The sequence below is a fragment of the Caulobacter hibisci genome (genome assembly GCF_016135805.1).
Taxonomy (GTDB): Bacteria; Pseudomonadota; Alphaproteobacteria; order Caulobacterales; family Caulobacteraceae; genus Caulobacter; species Caulobacter hibisci.
In genome coordinates, this window is sequence record NZ_JADWOX010000001.1 from 192,702 (window position 1) to 217,924 (window position 25,223).

Below are 25,223 nucleotides of genomic sequence, written 5' to 3' on the forward strand. Positions count from 1 at the left end.
ACGTAGCAGGATGGGAGTCGTGGGGGCGCGGGTCATCTGGAACCAAGCCGGAAGCTAGGCGGTTTACGGTTCCAAGTTAGCGAGGAGTCCGTCATGCGCATCACCACCGGCAAGCCGTACGCCCACCGCACCCTGGCCGGCCGCGAAGCGTTCCAGCCGGACACCAGCGGAAACAGCGCTGGCGCGCAACTGGCCATAGGCCTGGCCCTGGCCGGCGGCGCTCTGCTGGCCGCCACCTTGATGGGCCGCCGCCACGAACGGGTGATCGACGACGAGGAATATGCGGTCGGCTACGCCGAGATGCACGAGCCGGTCGCCCATCAGCCCAAGCCCCTGACCAGCCTGCTATTGCCGCCCCTGTTCATCGCCATGACCCTGTCGGGCCTGCGAACCTGGAACGCGCCGTCCAGCCCCGCCCGCACCCGAGCCCTGACACTGTGGAGCCTGACACAGGGGTTCAACGCCCTGTGGCTGGCGTTCGGCACGAAACGGGGCGGCGGCCAGTTGGCCGTGGCCACCGCCTCGCTGGGCGCCTCGGCGGCCTACGCCGTCGAAGCGCGCAAGGTCGGCGGCGCCTCGGCGCCGGATCTCGGCTGGCTGGGCGTCGCCAACGCCCTGACCGCCCAGCTGTGGCGACGCTCGCCGGCGCCGCCCACCCTGCACTAGGCAGGGCGCCGCCTAGCGTCGCCATGCGAGAATGAAGGGCGTCCACAACCGCTCCACAGGAGTCGGCGAACGCCGGTATTGACTTCCTCTGCCCAAGCTTTACGCATTCGCCCCACCTTTTGAGATCGCATCTCAGAAGCGCCGCCTGGGGATGACGGCGACAACAAGCTGTTGCGGGGGGAGCGGTTGGCCTTCGACGACGCGATTCATGACGACGCCGTCCTGGCCAGGAACGGCGCCGGGCGCTCGCGGGGGCGAGGGGCGAGGGCCGCAAGGCCGGCCTGGCTTCTGGCCGAGATCGGTGTCGCCGGTGGCCTGGCCGCTCTTCTGCTCATCTTCTTCTGGCTGGACCTGCGCCCCGATATCGAGAGCGCTCCGGCTCATCCCTTCTTCTGGCTGAAAATGGCCTTCACCGTCTCGCTGGGCGCGGCGGGCTTTGACGGCTTCGCCCGGCTGCTGCGCGGCGGGCCGCCGGCCCCGACGGCGATCATCGTCGCCGTAATCGCCATGCTGGTCTTCGCTGTCGGCGGCGTGACCGAGGCCCTGCGGCTTGAGCCGGCGATGCTGGCCCGACAGTTTTTCCCGGCCTCGATCGGCTCTTGCCTGTTCAACGTCGTCGCCCTGGCCCTGCCGACCCTGCTGCTGAGCCTGACGGCCCTGCGATGCATGGAGCGTGAGCGTTCGGCCCTGGTCGGCTTTTCGGCCGGCATCTTCGCCGGCGGCCTGGCCGCCAGCGTCTACGGTCTGCACTGCCCGCACGCGACCTTCCTGTTCGTGGGGCTGTGGTACGGCGGCGGCGTGCTGCTGTGCGGCCTGGCCGGCGCGGCGATCAACCGCCTGACGGCCTGACCTCCATACAAAACAAAAGGCCCTCCCGGCGAACCGGAAGGGCCCTTGATCGTGGCGTGAATCCGACCGCCGATTACTCGGCGGCGGCCTTGCCGGCCGGGGCGCCGAACTTGGCGTCCAGCTCGCCCGAGATGTAGCGCTTGGCCATCAGCGCCGTCGAGATCGCGCGGATCTTGCTGGCGTGGCCGGCCGAGCCGAACTCGGTGAAGCGGGCCTGGCAGACCTTCTTCATGGCTTCCTTGGCCGGCTTCAGATAGGCGCGCGGGTCGAACTCCTGCGGCTTCTCGATCAGCAGCTTGCGGATGGCGCCGGTGATGGCCATGCGGTTGTCGGTGTCGACGTTGATCTTGCGCACGCCGTGCTTGATGCCGCGCTGGATCTCTTCGACCGGCACGCCCCAGGTCTGGGGCATCTCGCCGCCATAGGCGTTGATGATGTCCTGCAGGTCCTGCGGAACGCTGGAGCTGCCGTGCATCACCAGGTGGGTGTTGGGCAGGCGGCGGTGGATCTCTTCGATCACGTTCATGGCCAGGACGTCGCCGTCCGGCTTGCGCGTGAACTTGTAGGCGCCGTGGCTGGTGCCCATGGCGATGGCCAGGGCGTCGACGCCGGTGGCCTGCACGAAGTCGACCGCCTGGTCCGGATCGGTCAGCAGCTCGTCATGCGACAGCTTGCCTTCGAAGCCGTGGCCGTCTTCGGCCTCGCCCATGCCGGTCTCCAGCGAGCCCAGCACGCCCAGTTCGCCCTCGACCGACACGCCGCAGGCGTGGGCCATCTCGACCACGCGACGGGTGACGTCGACGTTGTACTCGTAGGAAGCCGGGGTCTTGGCGTCTTCCATCAGCGAGCCGTCCATCATCACCGAAGTGAAGCCGTACTGGATCGCCGTGGCGCAGGTCGCCGGGCCGTTGCCGTGGTCCTGGTGCATGCACACCGGGATGTGGGGATAGAGTTCGACCAGGCCATCGATCAGCCGGGTCAGGATGATGTCGTTGGCGTAGTTGCGCGCACCGCGCGACGCCTGGATGATGACCGGGCTGTCGACCGCGTCCGCGGCCTCCATGATGGCCAGGCCCTGTTCCATGTTGTTGATGTTGAAGGCGGGCAGACCGTACTCATGCTCCGCGGCATGGTCCAGCAACTGCCTAAGCGTGATCCTCGCCACGTGGTATTTCTCCTGCAAGCTTTGAAGTCGTTGAAGTGTTTCTTGTTTTTGGGGCGCGACGCTTTTGCGTTCTTTGCCCAGTCGTCTCGGGGCCGGTTCCTCGTCCGGTGATCCGAGAGCGGAAGCCTTGGTCCCGAAGGACTCGGGGCAGGGCGTTCCGACTTTTCAGCTGTTCGACGGCCGTGTTCGGCTCGTCGTACTTCCTCCCTTTGAGGCCCGCCCGTTCCGGATAGAGACATCCGGAGCCGAACGGCGGGCCTTCTGCATGCACTAGGCCGAGAGGGCCGCGACGCCCGGAAGCGTCTTGCCTTCCATCCATTCCAGGAATGCGCCGCCCGCCGTCGAAACGAAGGTGAAGTCGGCCGACACGCCCGCATGGTTCAATGCCGCGACAGTATCACCGCCGCCTGCAACCGCCACGATCTTACCCGATTTAGCCAGTTCCGCCGCGTGTTTCGCCGCCGAAACGGTCGCTTCGTCGAACGGGGGGACTTCGAAAACGCCAAGCGGACCATTCCAGATCAAGGTGACGCTTTCATCCATGGCGGCCAGCAGGCGCTTGGCGCTCTCGGGGCCGGCGTCGAGGATCAGGTCGTCGGCCTGCACTTCGCCCAGCGAACGGACAGCGGTTTCGACGCCGGGAGCGACCTTCTTGGCCACCACCACGTCGACCGGCAGCAGCAGCTCGCAGCCGGCTGTCGCGGCCTTGGCGATGATCTCGCGGGCGGTGTCGGCCAGGTCCTTTTCGCAGAGCGAGCCGCCGACGTCGTGGCCCTGGGCGTAGAGGAAGGTGTTGGCCATGCCGCCGCCGATGGCCAGGCGGTCCAGCTTGGCGACCAGGTTGTTGAGCAGGTCGAGCTTGGTCGAGACCTTGGAGCCGCCGACGATGCCGATCACTGGCTTCTTCGGATTGCCGAGGGCGGCGTCCAGCGCTTCCAGCTCGCGCTGCATGGCCAGGCCCGGATAGGCCGGCAGCAGCTTGGCCAGGCCCTCGGTCGAGGCGTGGGCGCGGTGGGCGGCGCTGAAGGCGTCGTTGACATAGACGTCGCCATTGGCGGCCAGGGCGGCGGCGAACTCGGCGTCGTTCTTTTCCTCGCCGGCGTGGAAGCGGACGTTCTCCAGCAGGGCCACGCCGCCGTTCTCCAGGCCGTCGACCACCTTGGCGGCTTCAGGACCGATGGCGTCGCTGGCGAAGGCCACCGGCTGCTCCAGCAGCTTGGACAGCGGCTCGGCCACGAAGCCCAGGCTCATCTCCGGCACGACCTTGCCCTTGGGGCGGTCGAAGTGGGCCAGCAGGACGACCTTGGCGCCTTGCTTGGACAGGTAGTGGATGGTCGGCAGGGCCGCGCGCAGGCGGGTGTCGTCGGTGATCCGGCCGCCATCGACCGGCACGTTGAAGTCCACCCGGACCAGGGCGCGCTTGCCGGCGAGATCGGCGGTGTCGAGGGTGCGGAAGGTCATCGGGAAGATCCTGAAGGTCGGTGCGTTGGACCTCGCCCTTCGACAGGCTCAGGGCGAGGTCCAAGAGAGCAGGCGTTGCATCAGCCCTCATCCTGAGCCTGTCGAAGGACGAGAGCGGCCTCGCGAGAGGCCAAGGAAAACCCCCGTCCTTGGGAGGGCGGGGGTTTTTGAAGGCTTAGAGGAACTTCGCCATTTCCAGAGCGGTGTCGCTCATGCGGGTCGCGAAGCCCCATTCGTTGTCGTACCAGCTGAGCACGCGGACCAGCTTGCCCTCGATGACCTGGGTCTGGGGCAGGGCGGCCGTCGAGCTGGCGGCGATGTGGTTGAGGTCCGACGAGACCAGCGGCTCGGTGGTGGTGAACAGCACGCCCTTCATGGCGCCGTCGGCGGCGGCCTGCAGGGCGGCGTTGACCTCGTCGACCGTGGTGTCGCGCGAGGGCACGACCTTCAGGTCGATGACCGAGACGTTCGGGGTCGGGACGCGGATCGACGAGCCGTCGAGCTTGCCCTTCAGTTCCGGCAGCACCAGGCCCAGGGCCTTGGCGGCGCCGGTCGAGGTCGGGATCATGCTCAGGGCCGCGGCGCGGGCGCGGTAGAGGTCCTTGTGCATGGTGTCCAGCGTCGGCTGGTCGCCGGTGTAGCTGTGGATCGTGGTCATGTAGCCACGCTCGATGCCGACCAGGTCGTGCAGGACCTTGGCCACCGGGGCCAGGGCGTTGGTGGTGCACGAGCCGTTCGAGACGATGATGTCGTCGGCGGTCAGGGTCTCGTGGTTGACCTTGTAGACGATGGTCTTGTCGGCGCCGTCGGCGGGAGCCGAGACCAGCACGCGCTTGGCGCCGGCCTTCAGGTGCAGGGCGGCCTTGTCCTTGGCGGTGAAGATGCCGGTGCACTCGAAGGCGATGTCGACGCCGAGGTCGCCGTGCGGCAGCTCTTCGGGGTTGCGGATCGCGGTGACCTTGATCTTGCCCGTGCCGACGTCGATCCAGTCCTCGCCCGAGGTGACGACGCCGGGGAAGCGGCCGTGGACGCTGTCGTAGCGCAGCAGGTGCGCATTGGTCTCGACCGGGCCCAGATCGTTGATCGCCACCACCTCGATGTCGCGGCGGCCGTGCTCGGCGATGGAGCGCAGCACGAGGCGGCCGATGCGGCCGAAGCCGTTGATGGCGACGCGAAGGGCCATGTGGTCTTTCTCCTCACGATCGGACCCGCTCGGGATCGAGCGGCGTTCCTTGATTTTGCAGGCGGTTTCGCGGTCGCGAGCGGCGAAGTCAACCCCAGGATCGCTCACAAGCCATTCGCTATTGTTGTGGCGCCGGTAACATCGCCCAATTGTGGTCACGCCCGCTGGCGAAGTCGGCGGCGATCTATATGTTGCGCCGCATGATGGAAGCTTGCCGATGACCCCGGGCGAAGGAAGCGCCCTCGACCTGGCCGCGCGCCGGCTTGAGCGCGCGGTGGCGAATTTGGAGCAGAAAATCGCCGCCGAACGGGCCGAACACGCGCGTCTGGCCGCTCAGCCGGCCTCGGGGGACCTGTTCGAGGCGCCGTCGGCCGTGGCGGACGCCGCCGTCGTCGAGAAGGCCGCCCAGCTGGCCGCCGATCTGGAAGCCGCCCGCGGTCGCGAGCGCGCCCTGGAAGAGGCCGGCGAGCAGGCCAGCGAGGCCCTGGGCCGCGCCATCGCCGAGATCCGCGCCGCTTTGGGCGACGAGAGCCTGATCGGCGAAGGCGTCCACGACGACGAAGACGAACTCCAGCTCACCGACATCGTCGAGGACGACCTGGAGCCGCCGTTCGAGGACGACGAGCCGCCCTTCGACCCCGACCCGCCCGCGAAGGCCTGAGCCCATGGCGCAACTGACCATTCACGTGAACGGCCGTCCCTACAGCGTCGGCTGCGAAGACGGCCAGGAGGCCCACCTCCTGGAGATCGCGCGCCTGTTCGACCGCCAGGTCCGCCAGGTCAGCCAGGAGGTCGGCCAGCTGGGCGAGACCCGCCTGTTCCTGATGGGCGCCCTGCTGCTGGCCGACGAGCTGTCGGATCTGAAGCTGCGCCTGGCCCACAACCAGTCGGAACTGGCCCGCCTGCAGAACGAACAGACCCGCGTCGAAATCCGCGCCATCAAGGCCATCGACGCCGCGGCCGAGCGCATCGAGAAGCTGGCGGCGGGGTAAATCGCGACCCGCGTCAACGCGGCGCTGGCGCCGACGCCCCCGACCCCCTATCTTGTCAGGCGGCGGGTCTTGCTGTGGCCCTCGTCGAAGATTTCTATTCCCAGGGACCTTAATCTCTCTATCGGGACCTGTTCCCTCCCGTGGCCGTGGCTGCGGGAACACGGGGCCCACCTGTAACTAACAGGTTCGAGTGGATTGAAACGTCTTCACGGTTCTTCGCGGCGCCGCCACCTTATCCCCTTCATGCCCCTCCCTTCACGCCATGCCGCGCGCTAGAAGTCGGCCATGACCATCGCCGATCCCGCCGCCGCCAAGACCGCCCTGCGCGTCTTCGTGCGCAATCGCCGCAAGCAGCTGGCGCTGGAGCATCCCGAAGCCGACTGGAAGCTGGTCGACGCCGGCCGCGAGCCGCTGTCGGCGCGCTTTCCGCAGCCGCAGGGCAAGGTCGCCGCGCTCTATCACGGCCTGGGTTCGGAGGTTTCGGCCCGCGCCCTGGCCGACTGGCTGGCCGAGCAGGGTTGGGCGCTGGCCTTGCCCAGCGTCGAGGGCGCGAACGCCGACGGCCTGGGCGGCCACATGGTCTTCCGAACCTGGACGCCGGGAGAGGCCCTGGCCCGCGACGCCATCGGCCTGGTCGCTCCGCTGCGGCAGAACCCCATAGTTCAGCCCGATCTGGTAGCCGTTCCGCTGCTCGCCTACGACCGCGCCGGCGTGCGGCTGGGGCAGGGCGGAGGCTATTACGACCGGGCGCTGGAGGCCCTGCGCGGCCGCAAGGACGTCTTCGCCCTGGGGCTGGCCTATCACGGCCAGGAGACCCATAACCTGCCGGTCGAGGCGCACGATCAACGATTGGACGCCATCCTGACCGAAAACGAGTATATCGCGGTCCGAAAGGACTAACTGATGCGCTTTGCCTTCTTCGGGGATGTCGTCGGCAAGTCGGGCCGTGACGGCCTGGCCGATCACCTGCTCGCCCTGCGTCGCCAGCTCGGACTCGAGTTCGTGATCATCAACGCCGAGAACGCCGCCGCCGGCTTCGGCATCACCGAGAACACCGCCCGCGAGCTGTTCGAGGCCGGGGCCGACTGCCTGACGCTCGGCAACCACAGCTGGGACCAGCGCGAGGCCCTGACCTACATCGTGCGCGAGCCGCGCCTGATCCGTCCGGCCAACTACCCGATCCTGTCGGACGCGCCGGGCCGGGGCAGCCATCTGTTCCAGACCGACTCGGGCAAGACCGTGTTCGTCGTCAACCTGCTGGGTCGGGTGCACATGGACGCCATGGACGACCCGTTCGCCGCCGCCGACCGCGAGCTCGACAAGGCCCCGCTGGGCCAGGTGGCCGACGCGGTGATCGTCGACATGCACTGCGAGGCGACGTCAGAGAAGATGGCCATGGGCCACTATTGCGACAGCCGCGCCAGCCTGGTGGTGGGCACCCACACCCACGTGCCGACCGCCGACTGCCAGATCCTGCCCGGCGGCACGGCCTACCAGACCGACGCCGGGGCCTGCGCCGACTACGACAGCGTCATCGGCAACCAGAAGGAAGAGCCCCTGCGGCGCTTCACCACCAAGATCAGCGGCGGCCGCTACCAGCCCGCCAGCGGCCCGGCCACGGTCTGCGGCGTGTTCGTCGAGACCGACGACCGCACGGGCTTGGCGGTCCGCGTCGAGCCGATCCGGGTGGGGGGCAGGCTCCAGCAGAGCGTGCCCCAAGTCTGACCCGCAGACCTTAGCGCGCGGGCTTGCTGGCGTGCGGGGGAGGGACCGGCGCTGGTCGCGCCGGGGCTGTTCCGGCGGGCATCGGTACGTTCACCTTGAACGTCGGGAAGATCGAATTCCCGGCGTTCGGGGCCTTTCGGTCTTGCTGGCTCAAGGCGTCACCTCGTCGATGTACGTAACCCGAAGATAGTCTTCCGTCTGAGATTCCGCCAGCCGGACCAGCTTCGGATCCGGTTCGAAGCCTTCGGGAAAGTGCTTGCGTTCGGCGTCCAGCCGCAGGCGACGCAACTTTTGCAAACGCTTGCTGATTTCCTGATCGGTGAGTCGTCCGGCGTAGATTTCCGTCCATTCTGCATCGGCATCGATCCAGATGATCTCCATAGCAATGGTCAAGTCACTGGCCGCACGATGCAGCTTGGCAAATGGAAACACGCCTTTCAGCGCATCGAGAAGCTGCGCCGAGGCGATGATACCGGACCAGAGGAGCGGCAAGTCCTTCCAGACGACCCATCCTGCGATAGCCCCGCTTGAACTTACGGCCTTGATCAGTTCGATGGCTCGCACCTGCTTGGCGAGGCGATTGCGGTACAGCCGCATATAATTGCTCGCGGCTTTCACCTGCCTCAACTCAGCCCAATAAAGATTGGGCGGCTGGTTCGCCTGTTTCGCCATGCAACGACCCTATGGGAATGCGCACCATAGGTTGTCTTTTCAGCACCTATCTGGCAATGGTTTAGCTTGCATCCGTCATCATCCCCGGCCCAACCTCCGCTCGAGGAAAGCCAGAGGAGACCTCCATGACCGACGCCACCGTCTACACCGCCAAGGCCCACGCCGTGGGCGGACGCCAGGGGACCGCCAAGACCGATGACGGTCACCTGGACGTGCAGCTGGGCTATCCCAAGTCGCTGGGCGGCAATGGCGAGGGGACCAATCCCGAGCAGCTGTTCGCAGCGGGCTACGCGGCCTGTTTCCTGGGCGCGCTGGGACTCGTGGCCCGTGGGCAGAGCGTCGCCCTGGGCGAGCACAGCCTCGACAGCGAGGTCGATCTGATCAAGGACGACGTCAGCTTCCACATCGGCGTGCGCCTGACGCTGAACGCGCCGGACGTCGATCGCGCGGTCGCCGAAGACCTACTGCACAAGGCCCACCAGGTGTGTCCCTATTCCAAGGCGACGCGCGGCAACGTGGTGGTCGAGCTGAAGGTGGCGTGAGGCGGGCGTGGTCCTCGTCCTTCGACAGGCTCAGGATGAGGACCATTTTCAGGTCTGCGGATCAGTAGAAAACCTCACCCTGAGCCTGTCGAAGGGCGAGGTTTTCGCTTCTCACATCTACAGCCGGCACTTGCGATAGACGCCCGGCCGCAGGCGGTAGGTGTCGGTGCGCGGGTTGTAGCTGCGATAGCGCTGCTGGCAGGCGCGGACGTGCCGGTACCAGCTGTTGGGCTTGCCCCAGTGCGAGGGCGGGGCCGGTGGGCGAGCGCCCCAGTGGTTGTCCCAATGGCCATAGTCCGGTCCGCCGGGGCGACCGGGATCCGGACGGCCGGGACCAGGACGATCAGGGCCGGGGCCGCCGGGACCATGGCCCGATCCGGGTCCCGATCCTTGTCCAGGACCTTGCCCGCCATGGCCGGGCGGATGCGATTGCGGCGACTGGGCGAGGGCGGCGGGCGCGGCGGCCAGCAGGGCGGCGCCGATCACGGCGAGCATCATCTTGCGCATGAAGCAGACTCCCATCGCCGAGCCGGCGCGACGCGCCCCCGAACATGGAACTCGGCTGGACCTCAACCATTCAGCGTGGCCGACGGTTCCATCCCCGGGGTGACAAGACGCGCCTCGAAGCGGTAGAAGCGCCGCCAACCCCTTACTGTCACACACTAGAGAAGAGCCTCCGAATGGCCGGCCACTCGAAATTCAAGAACATCATGCACCGCAAGGGCCGCGCCGACGCCGCGCGCTCCAAGCTGTTCTCCAAGCTGTCGCGTGAAATCACCGTGGCGGCCAAGACCGGCCTGCCCGATCCGGCCATGAACCCGCGCCTGCGCCTGGCCGTGAACAACGCCAAGGCCGAAAGCCTGCCCAAGGACGTCATCGAGCGCGCCATCAAGAAGTCGCAGATGGGCGACGCGGCCGACTACGCCGAAATCCGCTACGAGGGCATGGGCCCGGGCGGCGTCGGCGTCATCGTCGAGGTGCTGACCGACAACAAGAACCGCGCGGCCAGCAACGTCCGCTCGCTGTTCTCCAAGCACGGCGGCAATCTGGGCGCCACCGGCTCTGTGACCTTCAACTTCGACCGCCTGGGCCAGATCGAGTATCCGGCCTCGAAGGCCAGCGAAGACGACATGATGGAAGCGGCCATCGAGGCCGGCGCCCAGGACGTCGAGAGCGACATGGGCGAGGACGGCGGCCACACCGTCTACACCGCCTTCGAGGACCTCAACGAGGTCTCGACCGCCCTTGAAGCCAAGTTCGGCGAAGCCTCCTCGACCAAGATCGTCTGGAAGCCCAAGCTGCTGAACGAGGTCACCGGCGACAGCGTCGCCACCCTGATGAAGCTGCTCGACGGCCTGGACGAGGACGACGACGTCCAGAATGTCTATTCCAGCGCCGACATCAGCGAGGAAGAGCTGGCCAAGCTGGGCTGATCCTTCTTCGATCGAACGACGAGACGGCCGTTCCAGGCGACTGGAGCGGCCGTTTCCGTGTCAGGCTCCCCTTTGCGCTCGCCGCCCGCTCTGCTATCCCGTCGCCTCATGAGTTTCGTTCGGAAGATCGCGCGAATTATCCGCCCGGCGTGACGCCGCCGGACGAGACCTCCAGCGCGCGCCGGGTTCCACCCGCCTTCTTCCGACATTCCAGAGCTGGATAGCCTTCCCATGGCCGACGACGCCGCGCCCGCCCGCGACTACCGCGAAACCGTTTTCCTTCCCGACACGCCGTTCCCGATGCGCGCCGGTCTGCCCAAGAAGGAGCCCGAGATCCTGGCGGGCTGGGCGGCCCTGTCCGACAAGGGCCTCTATGGCGCGGTTCGCGCCAAGCGCCAGGCCGACGGCGCGCCGCTGTTCGTGCTGCACGACGGCCCGCCCTACGCCAACGGCGCGATCCACATCGGCCACGCGCTGAACAAGATCCTCAAGGACTTCGTCGTCCGCTCGCGCTTCGCCCTGGGCTACGACGTCGACTACGTGCCGGGCTGGGACTGCCACGGCCTGCCGATCGAGTGGAAGATCGAGGAGCAGTTCCGCGCCAAGGGCCGCCGCAAGGACGAGGTCCCGGCCGAGGAGTTCCGCCGCGAGTGCCGCGCCTACGCCGCCGGCTGGATCGAAGCCCAGAAGGTCGAGTTCCAGCGGCTGGGCGTGCTGGGCGACTGGTGGAACCGCTACGCCACCATGGACTTCACCAGCGAAGCCAAGATCGTCGAGGAGTTCCACCGCTTCGCCTCGAGCGGCCAGCTCTATCGCGGCTCCAAGCCGGTGATGTGGAGCCCCGTCGAGCGCACGGCTCTGGCCGAGGCCGAGATCGAGTACCACGACCACGTTTCGCCGACGATCTGGGTGAAGTTCCCGGTCGTGGAGGGCTCGGACGCCGCCGTCGGCGCCAAGCTGGTGATCTGGACGACGACGCCCTGGACCATCCCAGCCAACCGCGCGGTCTCCTACAACCCCGACATCCCCTACGCCGTCTTCGAGGTGAAGGCGCTGGAGGAGGGTCTCGAATTCGCCCCCTGGTCGCAGGTCGGCGATCGCTTGATCGTGGCTGAAAAGCTGGCCGGCGAGGTCTTCAAGGCCGCCAAGGTCGCCGCCTTCGAGAAGATCGAGAGCGTCGACTGCGAGGGCATGGTCCTGGCCCACCCGCTGGCCGATCTGGACAGCCACTACGGCTTTGCCGTGCCGCTGCTGGCCGGCGACCACGTCACCGACGACGCCGGCACGGGCTTCGTCCACACCGCCCCGGGCCACGGCGCCGACGACTACCAGGTCTGGCTGGCCCATGGTCATCGCGAGATCCCCGACACCGTCGATCCGGACGGCGCCTACTATCCGACTGTCGCCCTGTTCGCCGGCCTGAAGGTGCTGGAGACCGAGGGCAAGAAGGTCGGCAAGTTCGGTCCGGCCAATGGCGCGGTGATGGACAAGCTGATCGAGGCCGGCAACCTGCTGGCCCGCGGCCGCGTCGAGCACAGCTATCCGCACAGCTGGCGCTCCAAGGCCCCGGTGATCTTCCGCAACACCCCGCAATGGTTCATCCGCATGGACCACGAGGTCGAGAGCCTGGGCGGCAAGACCCTGCGCGAGGTCGCCGTGCAGGCCATCGCCGACACCGCCTTCCACCCCGACGCCGGCCGCAACCGCATCGGCGCCATGGTCGAGACCCGTCCCGACTGGCTGATCAGCCGCCAGCGCAACTGGGGCACGCCCCTGGCGATGTTCGTCGACAAGCACACCGGCCATCCCCTGGTCGACGCCGACGTCAACGCCCGCATCCTGGCGGCCGTCACGGAAGGCGGGGCCGACGCCTGGTTCACCCGTCCGGACGCCGACTTCCTGGGCAACCACGATCCGGCCCAGTACGAGAAGGTCGCTGACATCCTCGACGTCTGGTTCGACAGCGGCTGCACCCACGCCTTCACCATCGAGGGCCGTGACGATAGCGCCTGGCCGGCCGACCTCTATCTGGAAGGCTCCGACCAGCATCGCGGCTGGTTCCAGTCCTCGCTTCTCGAAGGCTGCGGCTCGCGCGGCCGCGCGCCGTACAAGGCCGTCCTGACCCATGGCTTCACCATGGACGAGAACGGCGAGAAGATGAGCAAATCCAAGGGCAACACGATCGAGCCCCAGGCCATCACCAAGGAGTCCGGCGCCGAAATCCTGCGGCTGTGGGCGGCCATGGTCGACTATTCGGAAGACCAGCGCATCGGCAAGACGATCCTGGCCACGACCACCGACGCCTATCGCAAGCTGCGCAACACCATGCGCTACCTGCTGGGCGCCCTGGCCGGCTTCGACGAGGCCGAGCGGGTCACCGACTATGCCGAGTTCCCGCCGCTGGAGAAGTTCATCCTGCACCGCCTGTGGGAGCTGGATGGCCAGGTGAAGGCCGCCTACGAATCCTATCGCTTCAGCGACGTGATCCGGCCGCTGGTCGAGTTCTGCCAGAGCGACCTGTCGGCGATCTTCTTCGATATCCGCAAGGACAGCCTCTATTGCGACGCCCCGAGCGCCCTGCGCCGCCGCGCCTATCGCACGGTGCTGGACTACGTGTTCGATCGCCTGACCATCTGGCTGGCCCCGCTGGCCAGCTTCACGATGGAAGAGGCCTGGACGACGCGCTTCCCCGAGGCCGGTCCGGTGACCCTGCGCACCATGCCGGAGACCCCGGCGGCGTGGGAAAACCAGGCCGAGGCCGCGCGCTGGGCCAAGGTCGAGACCGTAACCGGCGTCGTCACCGGCGCGCTGGAAGTCGAGCGCCGCGAAAAGCGTATCGGTTCGGCCCTTGAGGCGGCCCCGGTCGTCCACATCGCCGATGTTGACCTGCTGGCCGCCTTCGACGGACTGGACGCGGCCGAGGTGTTCCGCACCAGCGCCGCGACCCTGGTCGCGGGCGAGGGCGGGGCGTTCGCGACCGACGAGGTCAAAGGCGTCTCGGTGGATCCGGCCAAGGCCGAAGGCAGCAAGTGCGCCCGCTCGTGGCGCATCCTGCCGGAGGTGGGAACCGACCCCCGCTATCCGGAGCTTAGCCTTCGCGACGCCGACGCCGTGGCCTTCTGGGACGCGCAAAGGGCTTAGGCTCGCCGCATTGTTCCTTCTCCCCTTGCGGGAGAAGGTGTCGCCGCAGGCGACGGATAAGGGGTTGAAGGCGTGATCCGCCGCGTACGGCGCCGCCGGTGCGACCCCTCATCCGACCTGCTGCGCAGGCCACCTTCTCCCGCAAGGGGAGAAGGACGACGGGATGAGAGAACGAACGTGGCTTCCTTGAAGATCACTCGCCTGGGCTGGACCGCCTACGCCGTCGCCGTCGTCGCGGTGGTGCTCGACCAGATTTCCAAGGTCTGGATCCTGGGCGTCCTGGGCACGGCCCAGGGCAGCAGCATCCACGTCGCCGGACCGCTTAATTTCACCATGGTCCATAACTACGGCATGAGCTTTGGCCTGCTGCGGGATCACGCCTGGGGGCGCTGGCTGCTGATCGGCTTCGCCACCGCCGTGGCCGTCGGCCTGGGGATCTGGGCCAGCAAGGCCGTGCGGCCGCTGGTCGCCGTGGGCCTGGGCCTAATCATCGCCGGCGCGGTCGGCAACAACCTGATCGACCGGATGATCTACGGCTACGTCGTCGACTTCATCGACGTGTCGGCGATGCGCTTCCCCTGGGTCTTCAACGTCGCCGACTCGTGGATCAACATCGGGGTCGCCTGTCTGTTGCTGGACAGTTTCATCGGTGAAGAAAAGAAGCTCTCCCACCAGACCGAATAGGGGCCAAACCAGGGCTCAGCGCCCAAGCAAGGCCACAAATCCGAAGGACATTGGCGCCCGCCCTCGGATGTCGTATCGAGGGCGTCCGATTTTAGGCCCCGGGGGCGGCCGCTGGAGCATGGGTTTCATGAAGTTCAACCGGGTCGCGACCCTGAGCGTGCTGGCCGCGGTGGCCGCCACCGGCCTGGCCGGCTGCCAGTCGGCCTCCAAGGCCCTGGGCATGAGCAAGGTGGTCCCCGACGAGTTCCGCGTTGTCACCAAGGCTCCGCTCGTCGTTCCGCCCGACTACAGCCTGCGCCCGCCGGCCCCCGGCGAGCCCCGTCCGCAGGAGCTGCAGCCGGAAAGCGCCGCCCGTCAGGCGCTGCTGGGCCAGAGCCTGGCCGCCAACCGTTCGGATGGCGAGAAGCTGCTGGTCGCCCGCGCCGGCGTCGACAAGGCCGATCCGCTGATCCGCTTCGTCGTCGACGATGAGAACGGCGATCTGGCCCACAAGGACGAGAGCTTCGCCAGCAAGGTGATGTTCTGGAAGAAGGACGACAAGTCCGCCGGCGCCGTGACCGCCGCCGAAGCCGGCGCGACCGCTCCGGTTCCGGTCGACGCGGCCGCCGAGGAAGCCCGCCTGAAGGCCCTGACCGGTGGCGGCGCGATCATCATCAGCCGTGAGAAGCAGGGCAAGATCAAGCTGCCGGGCCTCTAGGCCCAGGCGTCTTCATCTCGAGAATTCGACGGCCCGGGAGCTTTGCTTCCGGGCCGTTTTCTTTTCGAAGGTCAGCTCCTCGCGGTGCGTTCCAGGATCGCGCGCAGGGACTGGGCCTTCTGAGGAAGGTCGGACGACAGCCGCGAGGCCATTTCCCGAAGACCCACCGCATAGGCTTCGCCGCCCTCGGCGATCTGCTGGGCGCGCTCGCCCAACGCGATCAGGTCCCTTTCCAGGGCCTCGATTTCTTCGCGGGCCAGCAGCCGGGCTTCATGTTGCAGGCGTTGCAGACGCTGCGCCGTGGTCTCGGGACCCCGGGTCAGGTTGTAGACTTCAGCGCCTTCGGTTTCCTCGGGCACCACGGCCAGATGCGGACCGTTCATCGTCATCGGCTCCTCGAACTCACGGAACCCCCATGCGAAGACAATGAACCCAGAAGCCTTGCTGTTCCTGTAAAAAAGCAGAGCCGGCCGCGAAGCTCGGCGCTTGTGGCCAGCGGGACACATAACGCCGTTTGGGTATGGGGTTTTGCCTAGTCCCGAGGCGGGGGCGAACCTTGGGCCGCCTCGCACGGGCCGACATAGACGCTTTCGCTGTCCAGCTTCATGGTCTTGGACACGCCGTAGGCCTTTACGATCATTTCGAGGGTGCTGGTGGTTCGGGTCTCGAAGTCGCCCTTGACCACGCCGGCCAGGCTGTAGGCGATGTTGTCCTTGGTGCAGGCCAGCTCGATGGTGAAGCCGTCGATGACCGGGGTGACCTGGGGCTTGCCGCAGGGGGTGTCCTGGGCGGCGATCGCGGCCGGGTCCTGGCCTTCGCCGATGCATTGGGTGGTGGTGCGTTCGGCGCCGCCCGCCGTCCGGGCGGTGGTCTTCCAGAGGCCGGGGCGCATCGGCTTCGGCGGTCCGCCGGCCACGGGCGCGGCCTCCGCGTTCGCAGACGAAGCCGCCGTCCCCGCCGCCGAGGTCGCGGCCTTGTCGTCGTTGCGCGAGCAGCCCGCGACGGTGGCGAGAGCGGCCAGGATCAGGACGAGGCGAACGGGCGGCGTCATGGGCATGCGAATCCGGCGAACGAGGGCGACGAAGCGCCTCGTCCGAACAATACCCGGATCGCCCGGCCGGTTTCCAGCGATCAGCCCGCGACGGGGGCGTAGTCGGCGGGCGCGCTCGCGACCGGAGCCGGCGCGACTGGCGCGGGAGCAGGGGCGGGCTGGGGCGCGGGACGGGTGAACTTGACGCTGCGGCCCTGGAAGTCGGCGCCGGTCTCCATGGCCAGCTGCTCGTGGGCGATGTCGCCATCGACCTTGGCCGTGCCGTACAGGCGCACGGCGCGGGCGGCGACCGTGCCCTTGACCTTGCCGTGGATCTCGATGGCCTGGGCGGCGATCGAGCCCTCGACGCTGCCGTTGGGACCCAGCACCAGCTTGCCGACCTTGATGTCGCCGATCACCACGCAGTCCAGATGCAGTTCGCCGTCGCCCGAGACGTCGCCGCGGATGGTCAGGCCCTGGGCGATCAGCGAGGCGGGCTTGGGGCGCGGCGGCGGCGGGGCCGGCTGCGGCTGCAGCTGCACCTGGATCGGGGCGGTCGCCAGGGGCTCCAGGGACAGCGAAGCGGGAACGTCTTTCTTCTTCTGGAACATAGTCCGGCGGCTTTCTCGAAATGGGTCGCTTGCCACCCTACGCAGCAAGTGCGGCGCCAATCCGGAAGCCCAGGTCAAAAGCCTTGCGCGACGGCCGCCCTACCAGGGCCGGCGGCCGCCCACCGTCTCGAAGAACAGCCGGAAATCGCCCATCAGGCTGAACAGCGGATAGCGGAAGGTGGCGGGGCGGTTCTTCTCGAACACGAAGTGGCCGATCCAGGCGAAGCCGTAGCCGACCAGCGGCGCGACCGCGAAGAACCACGGACTGATCGAGAAGCCCAGCACCAGGCTGATGATGACCAGGCCGGTGCCGACCACATGCAGGCGGCGACTGGTGCGGCTCTGATGTTCGGACAGGTAGAAGGGATAGAAGTCGGCGAAGCGCCGATAGCGCTCGCCGGCCGTCGTGTGATCGACGTGCTGGCCCATGGGGCGTGTCCTCCCGGTCGATATGATCCGACCTTGCCCCTAGTGGAGGACTCCCGGGCCTGGGATGCAAGCGCTGTTGTCGAGGACGGCTCGCGCCGCCCTCATGACCCCTAGCTCAGGGGGCTGACATAGGGGCTGACCAGGCCCAGCGGCACGGCCGTCGAGTTCTTGACGCCGCGGATGACGATGCGGCTCTCGATGTTCGACACCAGGCCCAGCGACAGGATCTTGTCGCGCAGGAACTCGTCGAAGGCGTGCATGTCGCGGGTGACGATGCGCATCTCGTAGTCCGCCGCGCCGGTCACGGTGGCGCACTGCACCACCTCGGCCCACTTGGCCACGGCGTGCTCGAACGTCTCGAGGTTTTCCTTGGTCGGCAGCGACAGCTTCACGGTGCAATAGACCTCGAAGCCGAGGCCCAGCTTTTCGCGGTCCAGAATGGTCACGCGGCGCTGGATGACGCCCGCGTCTTCCAGTCGCTTGATGCGTCGCCAGCACGGGCTGGAAGACAGCCCGACTCGCTCGGCGATCTCGGCGACGGACAGTCCGGCGTCGTGTTGGATGAGATCCAGGATCTTGGCATCCACGGCGTCGAGTTGTTCGGACAAGAATTCCTCCCCCCAGAGGGTGTTTGACGCGTCGATTTTGCGCGAAGCGCCCCTGACTCGGGCACGCCTTGGGCAAACAATTTCCGCGCTTCTATAAGATATTGCCTTACGGGCGAAAAGACCCGGGAGGAAAAATTTTGCCATGCGGCACTCGGAAGTCACGCTTGACGACAAATATGTGCTCGAAGATGGTCGCGCGTTCATCACTGGCGTGCAGGCGCTGCTCCGTGTGCTGCTCGATAGAAAGCGCCTGGATCGCCTCGCCGGACTGAACACCGCGGGCTTCATGTCGGGCTATCGCGGCTCGCCCCTGGGCGGCCTCGACCAGCAGGCCGCGCGCATCAACAAGCTGCTCACCGCCCACGACGTGGTCTTCAAGGAAGGCCTCAACGAGGACCTGGCCGCCACGGCGGTCTGGGGCAGCCAGCAGGCCAACCTCTTCCCGGGCGCGACCCACGACGGCGTCTACGGCCTCTGGTACGGCAAGGCGCCCGGCGTCGACCGCACCGGCGACGTCTTCAAGCACGCCAATTTCGCGGGGACCTTCCCGACCGGCGGCGTGCTGGCCGTGGCCGGCGACGACCATGCCTGCAAGAGCTCGACCCTGCCGTCGCAGTCGGAATTCGCGTTCCAAGACTTCGAAATTCCCGTGCTGTCGCCGGCCGATGTGCAGGAGGTGCTCGACTACGGCCTGCTGGGCATCGCCATGTCGCGCTTTTCGGGCCTGTGGACCGGTCTGATCGCCCTAGCCGACACTATGGACAGCGGCGTGACCATCGACGTGTCGCTGGATCGCCACCACGCGGTGATCCCGGACTTCGCCATGCCGCCCGGAGGCTTGGGCATCCGGCTGAAGGATCAGCCGATGGAGAAGGAGCGTCGTCTCCGTCTCCACAAGATCCCCGCCGCCCTGGCCTTCGCCCGCGCCAACCAGATCGACCGGGTGGTGCTGGGCGCCTCGCACGTGCGGGTCGGCAAGGCCCGCCTGGGCATCGTCTGCCAGGGGCAGGCCTACAAGGACGTGCTGGAGGCCTTCTCGGCCATGGGCGTGAGCCTGCAGGAAGCCGCCGACCTCGGCGTGTCGGTCTACAAGGTCGGCATGCCCTGGCCGCTGGAGCCGCTGGGCCTGCGCGCCTTCGCCGCCGGCCTCGAGACCCTGATGGTCATCGAGCACAAGCGGGCCCTGATCGAACCCCAGGCGCGCGCCGCGCTCTATGACCTGCCGGCCCAGGCCCGTCCCCGCATCATCGGCAAGACCGACGAGAAGGGCCATCCCCTGCTGTCGGAGCTGGGCTCGTTGTCTGTGGCCGAGATCGCTCTGGCCATCTACGACCGCCTGCCCGAAGGCTCGCACATGGAGCGGGCGCGCGCCTATCTGAACCGCGTCTCGGCCGCCGGCGTCGCCGCCGTCAGCCTGGCCTCGGACCAGGCCCGCAAGCCGTTCTTCTGCTCGGGCTGCCCGCACAACAGCTCGACCAAGCTGCCCGAGGGCTCGCGCGCCCTGGCCGGCATCGGCTGTCACTACATGGCCGGCTTCAACGATCCCCAGACCGACCTCAACACCCACATGGGCGGCGAGGGCCTGACCTGGGTCGGCGCGGCGCCCTTCACCACCGAGAAGCATGTCTTCCAAAACCTCGGCGACGGCACCTACAATCACTCGGGATCGCTCGCCATCCGCGCCGCCGTCGCGGCCGGGGCCAACATCACCTACAAGCTGCTGTTCAACGACGCGGTGGCCATGACCGGCGGTCAGCGCGCCGAGAGCGGCTTCACCCCGGCCCAGATCACCCGCCAGCTGGCCAGCGAAGGCGTGACCAAGACGGTCATCGTCGTCGACGATCTCAAGCGCTACGAGGGCGTGACGGACCTGGCCCCCGGCGTCGAGATCTTCCCGCGTTCGGAGCTGATGACCGTGCAGGAGCGCCTGCGCGAGACGTCCGGCACGACGGTGCTGCTCTACGACCAGACCTGCGCCACCGAGAAGCGACGCCGCCGCAAGCGCGGAACCATGGCCAAGGCGACGCAGAGGGTGTTCATCAATCCGCTGGTCTGCGAGGGCTGCGGCGACTGCTCGGTGAAGTCCAACTGCGTGTCGGTCGAGCCGCTCGACACCGCCTTCGGCCGCAAGCGCAAGATCAACCAGTCCAGCTGCAATCAGGACTATTCCTGCGTCGAGGGCTTCTGCCCGTCCTTCATCACCCTGGAGGGCGCCGAAAAGGCCGGCGAGACCGCCAAGCCCGCGCCGCTGTCGGCGGACTCCACGCCCTTGCCGGCGTTCGAGGACTTCCACGGCGTGCGGCGGATCATCTTCACCGGCGTTGGCGGCACCGGGGTGACCACCGTCGCCTCGATCCTGGCCATGGCCGCCCATATCGACGGCCGCGCCGGCAGCGTGGTCGACATGACGGGCCTGGCCCAGAAGGGCGGGGCGGTGTTTAGCCACGTCAAGATCGGCGAGCTGGAGGACACCATCGTCGGCGGCCGCGTGCCGGCCGCCAGCGCCGACGTGCTGATCGCCTGCGACCTGCTGGTCGCCGCCAGCCCCGAGGCCCTGTCGCTCTACGCCAAGGACCGCACCATGGCCTTCGGCAACAGCGACTTCGCCCCCACGGCGGACTTCGTCACCAGCCGCGACGTGCGCTTCGACGGCGGGGCCATGGCCCGGCGGGTCAAGGCCGCAACCAAGGCCTTCGACGCCTGTCCGGCCCAGCGCCTGGCCGAGGCCCGGTTCGGCGACGCCATCTACGCCAACATGATCATGGTCGGCTTCGCCTGGCAGCGCGGCGTGATCCCGGTCTCCAGTCGCGCGCTCTACCGGGCCATCAAGCTGAACGGGGTGGACGCCGACGCCAACCTGCAGGCCTTCGAGCTGGGTCGTCAGATCGCCTTCGACCCGGCCATGGCCGGCGACAAGCCGACTGACGTGCCCACCCCGCAGACCGAACCGTTGGACGTCCTGGTCGCCCGCCGCGTCGAGGACCTCGCCGCCTATCAGAACGCAGCCTACGCCGCCCGCTACGCCGAACGGATCGCGAAGGTCCGTCACGCCGAGTTCGCGGTGGTCGGGGAGGGCGCCGACCTGCCCCTGACCCGGGCTGCGGCGGTAAACCTCTACAAGCTGATGGCCTGCAAGGATGAGTACGAGGTCGCCCGCCTCTACACCGACGGCCGCTTCGCCCGGGAACTGGCCGGAACCTTCAAGGGGGGCAAGGCCAAGGTCTGGCTGTCGCCGCCGCTGATCGCCCCCAAGGGCAAGGACGGCAGGCCCAGGAAGATCGCCTTCGGCGGCTGGATGCTTGATTTCGCCTTCCCGGTGATCGCCCGGATGAAGGGCCTGCGCGGCGGCGCCTTCGACATCTTCGGCAAGACCGAGGAGCGGAAGATGGAGCGAGGCCTGATCGCCGACTACGAGGTCACGCTCGACCGCCTGGCCGCCGGCCTGCGCCCCGAGAACAAGGCCCTGGCGATCAAGCTGGCCGAGGTCCCCTCCGAGATCCGCGGCTACGGCCACGTCAAGGAAGCCGCCGTGGAGAAGGCCAAGGCGACGGGGGGCAAGCTTTGGGAACAGTGGGGGACGCTCGCCTAGACGTCGCGGACCCTAGGGTCCGGACTCAATTGAGCCAGTAGGCGCAGAGGGCTGCGATGAGGGCGCCGGAGAGGTAGTTTCTGGCCAGCTTGTCGTAACGGGTGGCCACGCGTCGGAAGTCCTTGAGCCTGCACCACATGCGCTCGACGAGGTTTCGCTGCTTGTAGGCTTGGGCGTCGTAGGCGATTGGGACCTTGCGCGAGGTGGTGGAGGGTATGACCGCCTCGGCGCCTTGCTCGGCCAGCCGCTGGCGAAAGTGATTGGCGTCATAGGCCCTGTCGGCGAGCAGGCGACGGAATGGCCCGGCGGCTTGGATCAGGGCGTGGGCCATGCTGATGTCGTTGATGTTTCCGGCGCTGAGCAGCAACACCCGGGGCTTGCCGCGTTCGTCGACCAGGCCGTGGACCTTGGTGGTGCGACCGCCGCGTGAGCGGCCTATCGCCTGGGCGAAGGCCCCCCTTTTGCGCCGGCCGCCGAGCGGTGGGCCTTGATGTGGGTGGCGTCTATGGCCGCGCCGTCGAAAATGCCGTTGTGCCCAGTCAGGGCCTCGAACATCCGCAGCCAAAGGCCCTGGCGGCTCCAGCGGTTGAAGCGGTTGTAGACCGTCGTGTAGGGGCCAAACTCCGGCGGGCAGTCGCGCCAGCGCGCCCCGCTCTTGAGCATGTGGACGATCCCCGAGATCACCCTACGGTCGTCCACCCGGTGAGCGCCCTTTCGCCCGCGTGGCAGCAGCGGCTCGATCCGAGCCCACTCTTCATCGCTAAGCCACTGAACCTGCTTGGCCATCTTCAAGGCTCCCTTTCAGAAGCCTTGAATCAGCAACACCGCTCCGTCGCTAGCGCTTATTGAGTACGGACCCTAGGGCTGCGCGGGCGGGCTCAAATGGCTGGCGTCGACCGCGCGGCGCAGCACCGGCCAGTTGAACCGCAGCAGTACGCGGCCGTGGGTCACCGGCGTCTTGTCGTCGGCCTCGGCCTTGGCCACGAACTGCTTGGCCAGCTGGTCCATGGCGTCCAGCTGTTCGGCGGTCGGCGCGCCGAACGCTTCGCAGCCATCCAGCTGACGGTCGGGGCGTGTCGAGCACAGCAGGCTGGTGACGTCCGGCCCGCCGTGGACCATCCGGACCTGGGGAGCGGTCTCCTCCAGGCTCGGCTGCTTTTCCCAGGTCAGGTCGTGGATGTCGCAGTGCTGGTCCGGCGCGGCCTTGGTGGCGCAGGGAACCTTCCCGTCGGCCTTCGGCGTGATCAGGTAGGGGCGCCCGCCTGCCCGATATTCCGGCGTGAGGGGCGGCCGCCCGTCGGGGGCTCCCCAGCTGATCGGCAGGGTCACGACCGCGCCGGCCAGCATGTCCGGAGTCATCTTGCGGACGTCGAAGCCGAATTTCGGCGTGACCTTCAGCGACGCCTTGCCGAAATCGGGCTCGGTCTCGGCCAAGATTACGCAGTCGGCGACACCGCCTTTCGGCGTGAGCAGGCATTCGAGCACCGCCGCGCCGCCTCGGCCGGCCTGCATGGCCTTGCTGGGAAACAGCGAGCCCATGTCCGCTCCGCTGGGCTTGCGGGTCCAGATCACGTCGGGGCCGCTCAGCCGATGATAGGCCGTCGGTTGCGCGAGGGCCGCACCGGCGAGCAGGGCGCCAGACAGTCCCAGGACGACAATGGCGGGGCGACGTGAAGCGCTCATGACTCGGATCCTTGGACTGCGATCCACGGCTGAACATGCAACTGGCGCGCTGGCAATGGTCAAGCTATGCCGCTGGCGTGGATAGGCCACGCCTGGTGCAGGCATGGGCGCGACTGGCGCTCGACCGGGTTCGTGCTAGGCTTGCCGCCATGAACAGGCCGGTTCGCAGCGCTTCGATGGTTTCGGTCAATCTTCCGGCCAGATACGAGGACATGGCGGACGCTCAGGACGATCAGGCTTGAAGCCGGTTCGCTTGAGCGCACCGGCGGCAAGGGACATCAGCGCGATCGGCGACGATATCGCCGCCGACAAGCCGAGGGCAGCAGCAAGCTTCGTCGACCACCTTATCCAACGTTGCCAGAGCCTGGCGAATGCGCCGGAGGGATACGGCCTGAAGCCGGCCTTTGGTTCGGGCGTTCGGGGCGTGACCATTCCGCTCTACCTCATCCCTTATCGCATCCGCGAGCGGGACATCCTCATCCTCGGCGTCCGGCACGGGGCGCGAAGGCCGGTGGCGTTTAAATGACCGAGTTCGATTTCGACGCCGTCGTGGTGGGCGCGGGCGCGGTGGGGCTGGCCTGCGGCTACGCCCTGTCGCGGCGAGGCCTGGTGGTCGCGGTGCTGGAGGCCGAGGGGCACATCGGCCAGGGCGTGTCGTCGCGCAATTCCGAGGTGATCCACGGCGGGCTCTACTATCCGACCGGTTCGCTGAAAGCTCGCCTCTGCGTGCAAGGCCGGCGGCGGCTCTATGCGTTCCTCGACGCCCACAAGGTCGCCTACAAGAAGTGCGGCAAGCTGGTCGTGGCCACCAGCGACGACGAGATCGTCCGTCTCGACGCCATCTGGGACCAGGCCCTGGCCAATGACGTCGAGGGCATGGAGCGACTGTCGGGCGCACAGGCCCAGGCGCTTGAGCCCGGCCTCAACGCCCACGCGGCCCTGCTGTCGCCCGAGAGCGGCGTCTTCGCCAGCCACGACTACATGCTGGCCCTGCAAGGCGAGATCGAGGCCGCCGGCGGAGCGGTGGTGCTGGGAACGCCGTTCGAGGGCGCGACGCCTCTGGAGGGCGGCGGGTTCTCGGTGCGAGCCGGCGGCGCGGATCCGACCGCCCTGACGACCCGCCTGCTAGTCACGGCGCCCGGCTTATCGGCGCAGGGCGTAGCGGCGGCCATCGAGGGCTTTCCGGCCGATCAGATCCCAACCGCCCATTACGGCAAGGGCGTCTATTTCCGGCTGGCCGGCCGGGCGCCGTTCCAGCGCCTGATCTATCCCCCGCCGATCCACGGGGCGCTGGGCACCCACTACCGCAACGACATGGGCGGCCAGGCGGTGTTCGGTCCCGACCTGGAATACGTCCCGGCTCCCGACTATTCGGTCGATCCGGCGCGAGCGGAGGCCTTCGCGGCCTATATCCGCAAGTTCTGGCCGGGCCTGCCCGACGGAGCCCTGACGCCCGACTACGCCGGCGTGCGGCCCAAGCTGCATGGACCCGACGAGCCGCAGCCCGACTTCCAGCTGCGCGGCGCCGAGACGCACGGCCTGCCCGGTCTCGTGGCCCTGTTCGGCATCGAGAGTCCGGGCCTGACCAGCAGCCTCGCCATCGGCGAAGCGGTGACAGACCTGCTTGTGTCGGCGGGCTGACACCAAACCCCGCCTCGCGCGTTAGCCGAAAGGCTGTTTCACGGAGAGGGCGATGGTGGACGATTTCATCGAGAGGCTGACCTCGCGGCTGGTGCGCGGCGCGGGCTTGGTCATGGCCGCGGCGATCGCCGCTGTCTCGGGGGCCATGGCGGTGTTCGCCTTTCTGGCCTCGGTGGTCGGCACGGCCTGGGCCCACGCCATCGTCGCCGCCATCGCCGCGGCCGTGGTGGCGATCTGGGCCCTGGCCCAGTCCAACCAGCACGCCAAGTCGCGCAAGGCGCCGATCGAGGAGCGGGTGGCCGACATCATCCTGGCCCATCCGACCGCCTCGTTTCTGGCCGGCGTCGCGGCCGGGGCGCTGGTCAAGGGAAAGCCGTCCGAAGCCCGCAAGGCTTGGCGGGCCCGGCAAGACGTGGACTGAG

27 protein-coding genes are annotated in these 25,223 nt (G+C 67.8%); 15 read left to right on the forward strand and 12 right to left on the reverse strand.

The annotated features are described in order from the left end of the window. Positions 1-93: 93 nt before the first annotated feature. Positions 94-666 carry a TspO/MBR family protein gene (locus I4Q42_RS00920; protein WP_198574191.1) on the forward strand — a complete coding sequence of 191 codons (573 nt, stop codon included), beginning with the start codon at positions 94-96 and terminating at the stop codon, positions 664-666. Between the two features lie 186 nt (positions 667-852). Continuing rightward, on the forward strand, positions 853-1,515 hold the full coding sequence (locus I4Q42_RS00925; RefSeq protein WP_198574192.1) for a DUF1109 domain-containing protein: 663 nt from the start codon (positions 853-855) through the stop codon (positions 1,513-1,515). Positions 1,516-1,588: 73 nt separating this feature from the next. Here I4Q42_RS00925 and fba read toward each other — a convergent pair whose 3' ends face one another. The 3 genes from fba to gap form a co-directional block, all read right to left on the reverse strand. Next, on the reverse strand, positions 1,589-2,680 hold the full coding sequence (gene fba / locus I4Q42_RS00930; protein ID WP_198574193.1) for a class II fructose-bisphosphate aldolase: 1,092 nt from the start codon (positions 2,678-2,680) through the stop codon (positions 1,589-1,591). A 270-nt stretch (positions 2,681-2,950) separates the two neighbouring features. Then, a complete protein-coding gene (locus tag I4Q42_RS00935; protein WP_198574194.1) occupies positions 2,951-4,141 on the reverse strand; it encodes a phosphoglycerate kinase in 1,191 nt (396 codons plus the stop codon). A 175-nt stretch (positions 4,142-4,316) separates the two neighbouring features. Next, entirely contained in the window at positions 4,317-5,324 is a 1,008-nt protein-coding gene (gap, locus tag I4Q42_RS00940; RefSeq protein ID WP_198574195.1) for a type I glyceraldehyde-3-phosphate dehydrogenase, read from the reverse strand. A 217-nt stretch (positions 5,325-5,541) separates the two neighbouring features. Between gap and I4Q42_RS00945 the strand changes: the two genes are divergently transcribed. The 4 genes from I4Q42_RS00945 (at position 5,542) to I4Q42_RS00960 (ending at position 8,041) form a co-directional block, all read left to right on the forward strand. Next, complete coding sequence (locus tag I4Q42_RS00945) at positions 5,542-5,985, forward strand: hypothetical protein (protein WP_232792762.1); 444 nt, start codon at positions 5,542-5,544, stop codon at positions 5,983-5,985. 4 nt (positions 5,986-5,989) lie between these two features. After that, positions 5,990-6,316: a cell division protein ZapA gene (locus tag I4Q42_RS00950; RefSeq protein ID WP_058348093.1), complete on the forward strand. Its 327-nt coding sequence runs from the start codon at positions 5,990-5,992 to the stop codon at positions 6,314-6,316. Between the two features lie 285 nt (positions 6,317-6,601). Continuing rightward, complete coding sequence (locus I4Q42_RS00955; protein ID WP_198574196.1) at positions 6,602-7,216, forward strand: 5-formyltetrahydrofolate cyclo-ligase; 615 nt, start codon at positions 6,602-6,604, stop codon at positions 7,214-7,216. A gap of 3 nt (positions 7,217-7,219) precedes the next feature. Further along, a complete protein-coding gene (locus I4Q42_RS00960; RefSeq protein WP_198574197.1) occupies positions 7,220-8,041 on the forward strand; it encodes a TIGR00282 family metallophosphoesterase in 822 nt (273 codons plus the stop codon). Between the two features lie 150 nt (positions 8,042-8,191). Here I4Q42_RS00960 and I4Q42_RS00965 read toward each other — a convergent pair whose 3' ends face one another. After that, on the reverse strand, positions 8,192-8,713 hold the full coding sequence (locus I4Q42_RS00965; protein ID WP_198574198.1) for a hypothetical protein: 522 nt from the start codon (positions 8,711-8,713) through the stop codon (positions 8,192-8,194). Between the two features lie 125 nt (positions 8,714-8,838). On the opposite strand from I4Q42_RS00965, the gene I4Q42_RS00970 reads away from it, so the two are divergent. Continuing rightward, positions 8,839-9,255, forward strand: a complete 417-nt coding sequence (locus I4Q42_RS00970; RefSeq protein ID WP_198574199.1) for an organic hydroperoxide resistance protein — start codon at positions 8,839-8,841, stop codon at positions 9,253-9,255. Between the two features lie 117 nt (positions 9,256-9,372). Here the strand turns inward: I4Q42_RS00970 and I4Q42_RS00975 are convergent, their stop codons facing one another. Beyond that, a complete protein-coding gene (locus I4Q42_RS00975; protein WP_198574200.1) occupies positions 9,373-9,762 on the reverse strand; it encodes a BA14K family protein in 390 nt (129 codons plus the stop codon). A gap of 173 nt (positions 9,763-9,935) precedes the next feature. On the opposite strand from I4Q42_RS00975, the gene I4Q42_RS00980 reads away from it, so the two are divergent. The 4 genes from I4Q42_RS00980 (at position 9,936) to I4Q42_RS00995 (ending at position 15,210) form a co-directional block, all read left to right on the forward strand. Then, a complete protein-coding gene (locus I4Q42_RS00980) occupies positions 9,936-10,688 on the forward strand; it encodes a YebC/PmpR family DNA-binding transcriptional regulator (protein WP_198574201.1) in 753 nt (250 codons plus the stop codon). A gap of 231 nt (positions 10,689-10,919) precedes the next feature. Next, positions 10,920-13,829 carry an isoleucine--tRNA ligase gene (gene ileS / locus I4Q42_RS00985; RefSeq protein ID WP_198574202.1) on the forward strand — a complete coding sequence of 970 codons (2,910 nt, stop codon included), beginning with the start codon at positions 10,920-10,922 and terminating at the stop codon, positions 13,827-13,829. Between the two features lie 177 nt (positions 13,830-14,006). Then, positions 14,007-14,513, forward strand: a complete 507-nt coding sequence (gene lspA / locus I4Q42_RS00990) for a signal peptidase II (protein WP_198574203.1) — start codon at positions 14,007-14,009, stop codon at positions 14,511-14,513. A gap of 127 nt (positions 14,514-14,640) precedes the next feature. After that, on the forward strand, positions 14,641-15,210 hold the full coding sequence (locus tag I4Q42_RS00995) for a DUF3035 domain-containing protein (RefSeq protein WP_198574204.1): 570 nt from the start codon (positions 14,641-14,643) through the stop codon (positions 15,208-15,210). A 71-nt stretch (positions 15,211-15,281) separates the two neighbouring features. On the opposite strand, the gene I4Q42_RS01000 is transcribed toward I4Q42_RS00995, so the two are convergent. The 5 genes from I4Q42_RS01000 to I4Q42_RS01020 all read right to left on the reverse strand — a co-directional run bounded on the left by I4Q42_RS01000 (position 15,282) and on the right by I4Q42_RS01020 (position 17,888). Beyond that, positions 15,282-15,593, reverse strand: a complete 312-nt coding sequence (locus I4Q42_RS01000; protein WP_198574205.1) for a hypothetical protein — start codon at positions 15,591-15,593, stop codon at positions 15,282-15,284. 149 nt (positions 15,594-15,742) lie between these two features. After that, complete coding sequence (locus I4Q42_RS01005) at positions 15,743-16,261, reverse strand: DUF3617 domain-containing protein (protein ID WP_198574206.1); 519 nt, start codon at positions 16,259-16,261, stop codon at positions 15,743-15,745. An 80-nt stretch (positions 16,262-16,341) separates the two neighbouring features. Beyond that, complete coding sequence (locus tag I4Q42_RS01010; protein ID WP_198574207.1) at positions 16,342-16,851, reverse strand: bactofilin family protein; 510 nt, start codon at positions 16,849-16,851, stop codon at positions 16,342-16,344. Between the two features lie 99 nt (positions 16,852-16,950). Next, the gene (locus I4Q42_RS01015; RefSeq protein ID WP_198574208.1) at positions 16,951-17,280 is read right to left on the reverse strand and encodes an Mpo1-like protein; all 330 of its coding nucleotides are present in this window, start codon (positions 17,278-17,280) and stop codon (positions 16,951-16,953) included. A gap of 110 nt (positions 17,281-17,390) precedes the next feature. Then, positions 17,391-17,888, reverse strand: coding sequence for an Lrp/AsnC family transcriptional regulator (locus I4Q42_RS01020; RefSeq protein ID WP_116490685.1), 498 nt, complete (start codon positions 17,886-17,888; stop codon positions 17,391-17,393). A gap of 142 nt (positions 17,889-18,030) precedes the next feature. Here I4Q42_RS01020 and I4Q42_RS01025 point away from each other — a divergent pair, with 142 nt between their 5' ends. Next, the gene (locus I4Q42_RS01025; protein ID WP_198574209.1) at positions 18,031-21,477 is read left to right on the forward strand and encodes an indolepyruvate ferredoxin oxidoreductase family protein; all 3,447 of its coding nucleotides are present in this window, start codon (positions 18,031-18,033) and stop codon (positions 21,475-21,477) included. Positions 21,478-21,502: 25 nt separating this feature from the next. Here I4Q42_RS01025 and I4Q42_RS01030 read toward each other — a convergent pair. Beyond that, positions 21,503-22,263, reverse strand: a protein-coding gene (locus I4Q42_RS01030) for an IS5 family transposase (RefSeq protein WP_408611022.1) whose coding sequence is annotated in 2 segments (ribosomal slippage) — positions 21,503-21,922 and positions 21,925-22,263 — 759 coding nt in all. Because the reading frame shifts where the segments join, the coding sequence is not laid out codon by codon here. Between the two features lie 72 nt (positions 22,264-22,335). After that, the gene (locus I4Q42_RS01035; protein WP_198574211.1) at positions 22,336-23,160 is read right to left on the reverse strand and encodes an energy transducer TonB; all 825 of its coding nucleotides are present in this window, start codon (positions 23,158-23,160) and stop codon (positions 22,336-22,338) included. Positions 23,161-23,398: 238 nt separating this feature from the next. On the opposite strand from I4Q42_RS01035, the gene I4Q42_RS01040 reads away from it, so the two are divergent. From I4Q42_RS01040 to I4Q42_RS01050, 3 genes are read left to right on the forward strand one after another with little or no spacing between them, the layout of a single operon-like run. Next, positions 23,399-23,686 (forward strand): type II toxin-antitoxin system RelE/ParE family toxin, encoded by a 288-nt coding sequence (locus tag I4Q42_RS01040; RefSeq protein WP_198574212.1) that lies wholly within the window; start codon positions 23,399-23,401, stop codon positions 23,684-23,686. Beyond that, positions 23,683-24,801 carry an NAD(P)/FAD-dependent oxidoreductase gene (locus tag I4Q42_RS01045; protein ID WP_198574213.1) on the forward strand — a complete coding sequence of 373 codons (1,119 nt, stop codon included), beginning with the start codon at positions 23,683-23,685 and terminating at the stop codon, positions 24,799-24,801. The genes I4Q42_RS01040 and I4Q42_RS01045 overlap by 4 nt, the downstream gene beginning before the upstream one ends. Before the next feature lie 52 nt (positions 24,802-24,853). Then, on the forward strand, positions 24,854-25,222 hold the full coding sequence (locus I4Q42_RS01050; RefSeq protein WP_198574214.1) for a hypothetical protein: 369 nt from the start codon (positions 24,854-24,856) through the stop codon (positions 25,220-25,222). The last annotated feature ends 1 nt before the right edge of the window (position 25,223 follow it).

Coding starts and splice junctions, on each gene's coding strand:
- I4Q42_RS00920 (WP_198574191.1), top strand. CDS start 94: ATGCGCATCACCACCGGCAAGCCGTACGCCCACCGCACCCTGGCCGGC.
- I4Q42_RS00935 (WP_198574194.1), bottom strand. CDS start 4,141: ATGACCTTCCGCACCCTCGACACCGCCGATCTCGCCGGCAAGCGCGCC.
- gap (WP_198574195.1), bottom strand. CDS start 5,324: ATGGCCCTTCGCGTCGCCATCAACGGCTTCGGCCGCATCGGCCGCCTC.
- I4Q42_RS00945 (WP_232792762.1), top strand. CDS start 5,542: ATGACCCCGGGCGAAGGAAGCGCCCTCGACCTGGCCGCGCGCCGGCTT.
- I4Q42_RS00950 (WP_058348093.1), top strand. CDS start 5,990: ATGGCGCAACTGACCATTCACGTGAACGGCCGTCCCTACAGCGTCGGC.
- I4Q42_RS00955 (WP_198574196.1), top strand. CDS start 6,602: ATGACCATCGCCGATCCCGCCGCCGCCAAGACCGCCCTGCGCGTCTTC.
- I4Q42_RS00960 (WP_198574197.1), top strand. CDS start 7,220: ATGCGCTTTGCCTTCTTCGGGGATGTCGTCGGCAAGTCGGGCCGTGAC.
- I4Q42_RS00965 (WP_198574198.1), bottom strand. CDS start 8,713: ATGGCGAAACAGGCGAACCAGCCGCCCAATCTTTATTGGGCTGAGTTG.
- I4Q42_RS00970 (WP_198574199.1), top strand. CDS start 8,839: ATGACCGACGCCACCGTCTACACCGCCAAGGCCCACGCCGTGGGCGGA.
- I4Q42_RS00975 (WP_198574200.1), bottom strand. CDS start 9,762: ATGCGCAAGATGATGCTCGCCGTGATCGGCGCCGCCCTGCTGGCCGCC.
- I4Q42_RS00980 (WP_198574201.1), top strand. CDS start 9,936: ATGGCCGGCCACTCGAAATTCAAGAACATCATGCACCGCAAGGGCCGC.
- ileS (WP_198574202.1), top strand. CDS start 10,920: ATGGCCGACGACGCCGCGCCCGCCCGCGACTACCGCGAAACCGTTTTC.
- I4Q42_RS00995 (WP_198574204.1), top strand. CDS start 14,641: ATGAAGTTCAACCGGGTCGCGACCCTGAGCGTGCTGGCCGCGGTGGCC.
- I4Q42_RS01000 (WP_198574205.1), bottom strand. CDS start 15,593: ATGAACGGTCCGCATCTGGCCGTGGTGCCCGAGGAAACCGAAGGCGCT.
- I4Q42_RS01005 (WP_198574206.1), bottom strand. CDS start 16,261: ATGACGCCGCCCGTTCGCCTCGTCCTGATCCTGGCCGCTCTCGCCACC.
- I4Q42_RS01010 (WP_198574207.1), bottom strand. CDS start 16,851: ATGTTCCAGAAGAAGAAAGACGTTCCCGCTTCGCTGTCCCTGGAGCCC.
- I4Q42_RS01015 (WP_198574208.1), bottom strand. CDS start 17,280: ATGGGCCAGCACGTCGATCACACGACGGCCGGCGAGCGCTATCGGCGC.
- I4Q42_RS01025 (WP_198574209.1), top strand. CDS start 18,031: ATGCGGCACTCGGAAGTCACGCTTGACGACAAATATGTGCTCGAAGAT.
- I4Q42_RS01035 (WP_198574211.1), bottom strand. CDS start 23,160: ATGAGCGCTTCACGTCGCCCCGCCATTGTCGTCCTGGGACTGTCTGGC.
- I4Q42_RS01045 (WP_198574213.1), top strand. CDS start 23,683: ATGACCGAGTTCGATTTCGACGCCGTCGTGGTGGGCGCGGGCGCGGTG.
- I4Q42_RS01050 (WP_198574214.1), top strand. CDS start 24,854: ATGGTGGACGATTTCATCGAGAGGCTGACCTCGCGGCTGGTGCGCGGC.